This is a genomic window from Peribacillus faecalis, assembly GCF_014712675.1.
Classification (GTDB): domain Bacteria; phylum Bacillota; class Bacilli; order Bacillales; family DSM-1321; genus Bacillus_AD; species Bacillus_AD faecalis.
Genome location: NZ_JACXSI010000045.1, coordinates 125615 through 132092 on the forward strand (window position 1 = coordinate 125615; position 6478 = coordinate 132092).

The following is a 6478-nucleotide window of genomic DNA, read 5'->3' on the forward strand; positions in this document are numbered from 1 at the left end:
TGTATTTGAATTGTATTATAAATCTTTTTTTATCACAATTAATATTCGTTGAAAAAGAAAAACCGTTACCGATCCTTTTCATTCTTGATTCCATTCCATTGATTTCACTTCAATGAAAAGGAGCTATGCGGCAGTATTAAGACTAAGAAAACCGGTTATGGTTTCTTGGGTGAGGCAGCAAGTAATGAACATCGGCTAAAACCGTCACGTCGTGTGACAACGCCGATATGACCTACTTCCTGTAGGCCTCCGAGCATGGCAGGTATATGGTTAGACAGCTATCCAAGTTCAAAAATTTACGTCAATCGACAAATTGCGGGTGGTGACAGGCACCGAAAAAATGAACAAAAAAAAAACATGAGCATAACCCATGTTTTTTGTTAAAGCAGCTTTGCTATATCTTGTTCCAAATCAGTCGGTTTTGTTTGTGGCGAGTAGCGTTTAACGATGTTTCCTTGTTTGTCGATGAGAAATTTTGTGAAGTTCCATTTTACTGCTTTCGATCCCAATACTCCAGGCGCTTCTTTCGTTAAGTAGCGGAATAGAGGATGGGCGTTAGCTCCGTTGACATCGACCTTTGAAAACATCGGGAAGGTTACGCCATAGTTCAAACGGCAAAAGCCTTCAATTTCCAAGTCATCGCCCGGTTCCTGCATCATAAATTGATTGCAAGGAAATCCCAGGATGACTAAACCGTCTTCCTTATGACGCTCATACATTGCCTGAAGCTGCTCGTATTGTGGCGTAAAGCCGCATTTGCTCGCTGTATTGACAATTAAGACAACTTGATTTTGAAATTGTCGCAAAGAAATTGTTTCCCCGTTTAAAAGCTTCGCTTCGTAGTCATAGATGGTCATTTCTCTTCACCTCAAATATAACGAATCAAGGAGCTTTATTAGCTCCTTGTCTTCTATAATGAAAGCAATCACACCACTTTCACCTGCTACCTCTATTGTACGAAAAATTCTTTCGTGTAACAAATATCACACTTTGAAATTATTTACATTTTCCTTTTTTCCTCATCCAGCTTTCTCAAAGACTGAATGGCGAAATCAACTAACTCATACAAATCATCCGCCTGCTCTTCCCTTACCGGACGTTTAAAGGAAACCGTCAATTTATTCAATAGATGTTCAAATACTTGATTACGATAATGCTTCGTAATTGATGTCAAAATCTCACGTTCATTTCCCCAAATATGCTGTAACGCTTTCGCCAAAGCATTAGCATGTTCTTCCTTGCTTTCATCTTTTTCTTCATATTGAAAGTACACTTGAATATCGGCGGCGGCAAGATTGTCATTATGAAATAAAATTTCATCCGCTAAGTTTTTCAATGAGGCCTTGATTTGGATACCTCCGATAAGCCCGCTCGACTCAGGGAGCGAAAACTGCATCTCAAACGTTCTTGACAGGATCGCTAAATCAACGAGCTCAGAACGATTGATGACTTTAATGTCCCCGGTAAAGTCAGCATCGTACAGAGAGCCTTCAATGATAATTTTAAAATTCTCATAGGCGGTAGGGTCAAATGTCATCATTTCTTAAAACAGACCAATGGCCTCTCCTTTTTCATTTATGTCCATTTTCAATGCGGCAGGTGACTTCGGCAATCCCGGCATTGTCATCACATCGCCTGTCAAAGCAACGATAAAGCCTGCCCCGATACAAGGTTTCAATTCACGTACCGTAATCATGAAGTTCTCCGGCTTCCCTAACTTCGACGGATCATCCGATAAAGAGTATTGCGTTTTCGCCATACATACCGGTAAGTTGCTCCAGCCGTGCTTCTCAATTTCCTGAAGCTGTCTCTTTACTTTCGTTGAAAAATCCACGCCCATCGCACCGTAAATCTTTTGGGCAATATTGATAATTTTCGTTTCAACAGAGTCTTCCAAGTCGTATAAGTAACGGAACTGCAGGTCGTTTTCCTCAATGACAGAAATAAGCTTTTTAGCTAATGCCAAACCGCCTTCTCCGCCTTTTTCCCATACCTCCGTCAGTTCATAAGCAATATCGTATTGCTTACACAGCTCATCGAATAAAGCAATTTCCGCATCGCTGTCTGTAACAAAGCGGTTTAATGCTACAACAAATGGCAATCCGAATTCAGAAATATTCTCACAATGCTTTTGCAGATTTTCGAAGCCGGCACGCAATGCATTGAGATTTTCTTCCGCCAGTTCATTTTTTGCCACACCACCGTGCATTTTCAATGCGCGAATTGTCGCTACAATAACAACAGCATCCGGTTTCAATTCCGCGCTTCTTGATTTAATGTGAAGGAATTTTTCCGCGCCAAGATCGGCTCCGAATCCTGCTTCTGTTACAACATAATCGCCAAGCTTCAAGGCCATTTTCGTCGCCAAAACGCTGTTGCATCCATGAGCGATATTCGCAAACGGACCGCCGTGAACGAATGCCGGCGTATGCTCAATTGTTTGCACTAAGTTCGGACAGATCGCATCCTTCAGCAATAACGCAAGCGCGCCTTCCACTTCAAGATTTGCCACTGTCACAGGCTGTTTATCATATGTATAGCCAATCACAATTCTCGCAAGACGTTTTTTCAAGTCCTCCAGGCTGGTTGCCAAGCATAAAATCGCCATAATTTCAGAAGCGACAGTAATATCAAAGCCATCCTCGCGCGGAACACCTTGCACCGGACCTCCCAGACCAATGATTACTTTGCGTAGAGCACGATCATTTAAATCAACGACACGCTTCCAAACAATTCTTCGCTGATCAATATTAAGAGCATTACCTTGATGTATGTGGTTATCTATAATCGCAGCAAGCGCATTGTTTGCTGTCGTAATCGCATGCAGGTCGCCTGTGAAATGAAGGTTGATATCATCCATCGGCAACACTTGCGCATATCCGCCGCCGCAAGCTCCGCCTTTAATGCCCATTACCGGCCCTAAAGATGGCTCCCTCATCGCAATAACCGCTTTTTCGCCAAGCTGTTTTAATGCATCGCCCAAGCCGACTGTCACAGTCGATTTGCCTTCACCTGCACTAGTAGGATTAATAGCTGTCACTAAAATAAGCTTGCCGTCTTGCTGTTCTTTCAGATTGTCAAGCACATTCAATGACACTTTCGCTTTATACTTCCCATATAAATCATAATCTTCCTCTGTAAGCTGCAAGCTTTCCGCAATTTGACTGATGTGCTTCATTGTAGACTTATTAGCAATTTCCAAATCACTTTTATACTTTTTCGAAGTTGAAACGCTCACTTAAAAATCCTCCTAGATTACATACATATTTGGTTTTGCACCATCATTGTAACACGACAAACATCGACAAAAAGAGAAAAAATAAACATTTAAATAATCTAAAAATTTAAATAAATTAATCTTTTTATATTGTCACTTGCTTCTACCTTTCTTTATAATGGCTATAATGCATAAGCAGCTATTCGAAAACCGTCACCAGTCCTTTTTCAGTGAATCTGCCACTTCAATGAAAAAGGAGCCATGCGGGAACCGAAAAGCGGAAGCGACCCGCAAGTAAGGAACAGCGACTAAGGACGCTACGTACGCATATATTCGCCGATATGACCTACATCCTGTAGGTCTCCGAGCATGGCTGGTGTAATGTTAGACAGCTTTCCAAGCACAAAAATTATACTTATCTTTTCAAAAAACAAGGGGGGCAAAGCAGTGCCGATTAAAATACCGAAGCAATTGCCAGCAAGAGATATACTAGAGAAAGAAAACATTTTCGTCATGGATGAAGAACGGGCGAATACACAAGATATTCGACCTTTAAATATTTTAATTGTCAATTTGATGCCCGAAAAAGAGAAAACGGAAGCTCAATTGCTTCGCCTATTAGGCAATACGCCTTTGCAGGTCAACATCACATTTTTAAAAATGGAAACACATGAATCGAAAAATACGAGCAAGTACCATCTTAACCAGTTTTACTTAACATTCGATGAGGTGAAGGAAAAGAAATATGACGGCATGATTATCACAGGCGCACCGGTAGAAAAGTTAGAATTTTCTGAAGTGACGTATTGGGACGAACTGAGCAAAATCATGAACTGGTCAAAAACGCACGTCACGTCTTCTATGCATATTTGCTGGGGAGCACAAGCTGCTCTTTTCCATCATTACGATATCGGAAAATTTGAGCTGTCAAAAAAATGTTCCGGTGTTTATGAACATACATTACTGAACAATACTGAAAAATTGGTGCGAGGCTTTGATGATATTTTTCACGCACCACACTCAAGGTATACAGATGTAAGCATAGAAGCGATTGAGAACCATCCGGATTTGCTAACTCTCGCTATTTCCGATGACGCAGGAGCTTACTTGATTTGCTCCAAAGACGGCAGGCATATAATGATCACCGGCCATCCGGAATATGAATCATGTACGCTGCAGCAGGAATATGCACGTGACATTCAGAAAGGACTTTCAATCGCGGTTCCGGAAAACTATTTCCCTGGCGACAACCCTGAGAAGAAACCGCCGCACAAATGGCGCAGTCACGCCAACCTGCTCTTCTCTAACTGGCTCAATTATTACGTATACCAAGAAACGCCGTACAAGTGGTCTTGAAAGCGTAAGGCGCTAGTAAAAGTATAAGAAAAACCAGCACCGGTCCTTTTTGGTGAAACGGATAATTTAGACTTGACAGAAAACTTGAGGAGATTACCTTTTTACTGTATGTCACAAATCAAAAAGGAGACATGCGGGAACCGAAATGCAGAAGCGGCCCGCAAGTAAGAACAGCGACTAAGAGCGCTACCTCCGCATATCTTCGTCGCTGTGACTCTCATCATGAGAGCCCCGCCCAAGAAACCCGCCTTTGGTTTCTTGGGGGAGACAGTAAAAGGAACATCGGCTAAGTGCGCCATGTCCGCATGTCTTCGCCGATATGACCAACATCCTGTAGGCCTCCGAGCATGGCAGGTATAAGGTTAGACAGCCATCTGAGTGCAAAAATATATTCTTTCCTATAAAAAAACTAGCTAGAGCATCTCTAGCTAGTTTTTTATTCTTCTTTCAGTTTTTCATTTTCTTTTTGTATTTCACGCAGTTTCTCAATGCGTGTTTTATCTTCTTCAAAGTATTGAACTACATCCCCGATTCGATCAATCGAATCCCAGCTTAAATGATGCTCAATTCCTTCTACATCATTATATATGTTTTCATCTTTCACTCCGATGATTTTAAGCAAAGACTCCAACAGCTCGTGCCTGTATACGAGACGTTTCCCTATTTTTTTCCCTTTAGCTGTCAAAATAAGACCGCGATACTTTTCATAAATTAAATATTCTTCATGATCGAGTTTTTGAACCATTTTCGTTACAGAGGAGGGATGAACATTCAAGTTTTCCGCTATGTCCGAGACACGCGCGTACCCTTTTTCATCGATTAAAATATAAATCTGTTCAATATAATCTTCCATACTCGGTGTAGCCATCCTAAGTCCTCCCATAAAAAAGCATTACATAAAAAGTGTACTATACATTTCAACGCTTCACAAGAAATGATGTCAATTGCATATCTGTCTCCATTTTATCAAACTTTTCCTGCTTGTCGCATACTGTAAGTTTTCTAAACTGACAATATGGAGAAATACATTGTATAATGCAGTAGAAAGTGGCTGGTTAAAACTATAATCATGCATTCAATATACATAACTTATACATGGAGGGAAACAATATGAAACTTGTTGGAATATCCGGCGCACTAATCGGCGCCAAAACAGCGATTGCTGTCAATGAAGTATTACAAGCTGCCAAAGCTGCAAATCCGGAAATTGAAATCGAGCTAATCGATTTAAGAGATTATAACGTTGAATTCGTAATCGGCAAGCCGCTATCAGAATACAATAAAGACACTCAAAAAGTTGTTAACACAATTATCAATGCAGACTTCTATGTATTCGGTACACCTGTATACCAAGGGTCAATTTCAGGACCGCTAAAAAATCTGTTCGATCACCTGCCTACAACAGCATTGCAATCAAAAGTTACCGGCATGATTGTAACTGCCGGCTCTCCGATGCACTACTTAGTCGGCGATACTCAGCTTAAACCGATTCTTTCATTCTTTAAAGCGCTTGTAGCGACGAAAAATGTATTCGTTCATAACAGCTGCTTCAATAAAGAAAACGTCATCGTGGAAGAAGATGCTGTAGAACGCATTAACGCACTTGCTCAAGAACTGGTGGAAATGCAAACAAAGCTAAAAGCATAAAGGAAAAACCGTTACCGGCCCTTTATCATTTTGATTTTGCTCTTTAAGCTTTCTTCAATAGAAATGGAGCCATAAAAAAACGAAGAAAATGCCCTGATATGCTCCCCAATAGGTAGACAGATAAAAAAACAAAAATCTGTTTACCTGTTGGGGGGTATTTTTTATGGCGCGAAGTAAGCATACAGTTGAACAAAAATTAACCGTTCTCCAACTGCTAGAGGATGGAGAATATACATTAGAAGAAATTTGTAGAATACA

Annotated in this window: 6 protein-coding genes; 2 read left to right on the forward strand and 4 right to left on the reverse strand. The window is 40.8% G+C overall.

Annotation, left to right across the window (positions count from 1 at the left end; genetic code table 11):
- Positions 1–380 precede the first annotated feature (380 nt).
- The 3 genes from IEO70_RS16145 to IEO70_RS16155 all read right to left on the reverse strand — a co-directional run bounded on the left by IEO70_RS16145 (position 381) and on the right by IEO70_RS16155 (position 3238).
- Positions 381–857, reverse strand: a complete 477-nt coding sequence (locus tag IEO70_RS16145; protein ID WP_190999401.1) for a glutathione peroxidase — start codon at positions 855–857, stop codon at positions 381–383.
- A gap of 143 nt (positions 858–1000) precedes the next feature.
- Positions 1001–1540, reverse strand: coding sequence for a hypothetical protein (locus IEO70_RS16150; RefSeq protein ID WP_190999402.1), 540 nt, complete (start codon positions 1538–1540; stop codon positions 1001–1003).
- Between the two features lie 3 nt (positions 1541–1543).
- A complete protein-coding gene (locus tag IEO70_RS16155) occupies positions 1544–3238 on the reverse strand; it encodes a formate--tetrahydrofolate ligase (protein WP_190999403.1) in 1695 nt (564 codons plus the stop codon).
- 426 nt (positions 3239–3664) lie between these two features.
- Here IEO70_RS16155 and metA point away from each other — a divergent pair, with 426 nt between their 5' ends.
- Positions 3665–4573: a homoserine O-acetyltransferase MetA gene (gene metA / locus IEO70_RS16160; RefSeq protein WP_190999404.1), complete on the forward strand. Its 909-nt coding sequence runs from the start codon at positions 3665–3667 to the stop codon at positions 4571–4573.
- Positions 4574–5009: 436 nt separating this feature from the next.
- Here metA and mntR read toward each other — a convergent pair whose 3' ends face one another.
- Complete coding sequence (mntR, locus tag IEO70_RS16165; protein ID WP_190999405.1) at positions 5010–5441, reverse strand: transcriptional regulator MntR; 432 nt, start codon at positions 5439–5441, stop codon at positions 5010–5012.
- A 242-nt stretch (positions 5442–5683) separates the two neighbouring features.
- On the opposite strand from mntR, the gene IEO70_RS16170 reads away from it, so the two are divergent.
- Entirely contained in the window at positions 5684–6220 is a 537-nt protein-coding gene (locus tag IEO70_RS16170) for an NADPH-dependent FMN reductase (RefSeq protein ID WP_190999406.1), read from the forward strand.
- Positions 6221–6478 lie beyond the last annotated feature (258 nt).

Excerpts from the sequence above, each read along its gene's own strand:
- IEO70_RS16145 (WP_190999401.1), bottom strand. The coding sequence starts at position 857 with ATGACCATCTATGACTACGAAGCGAAGCTTTTAAACGGGGAAACAATT.
- IEO70_RS16150 (WP_190999402.1), bottom strand. The coding sequence starts at position 1,540 with ATGATGACATTTGACCCTACCGCCTATGAGAATTTTAAAATTATCATT.
- mntR (WP_190999405.1), bottom strand. The coding sequence starts at position 5,441 with ATGGCTACACCGAGTATGGAAGATTATATTGAACAGATTTATATTTTA.
- IEO70_RS16170 (WP_190999406.1), top strand. The coding sequence starts at position 5,684 with ATGAAACTTGTTGGAATATCCGGCGCACTAATCGGCGCCAAAACAGCG.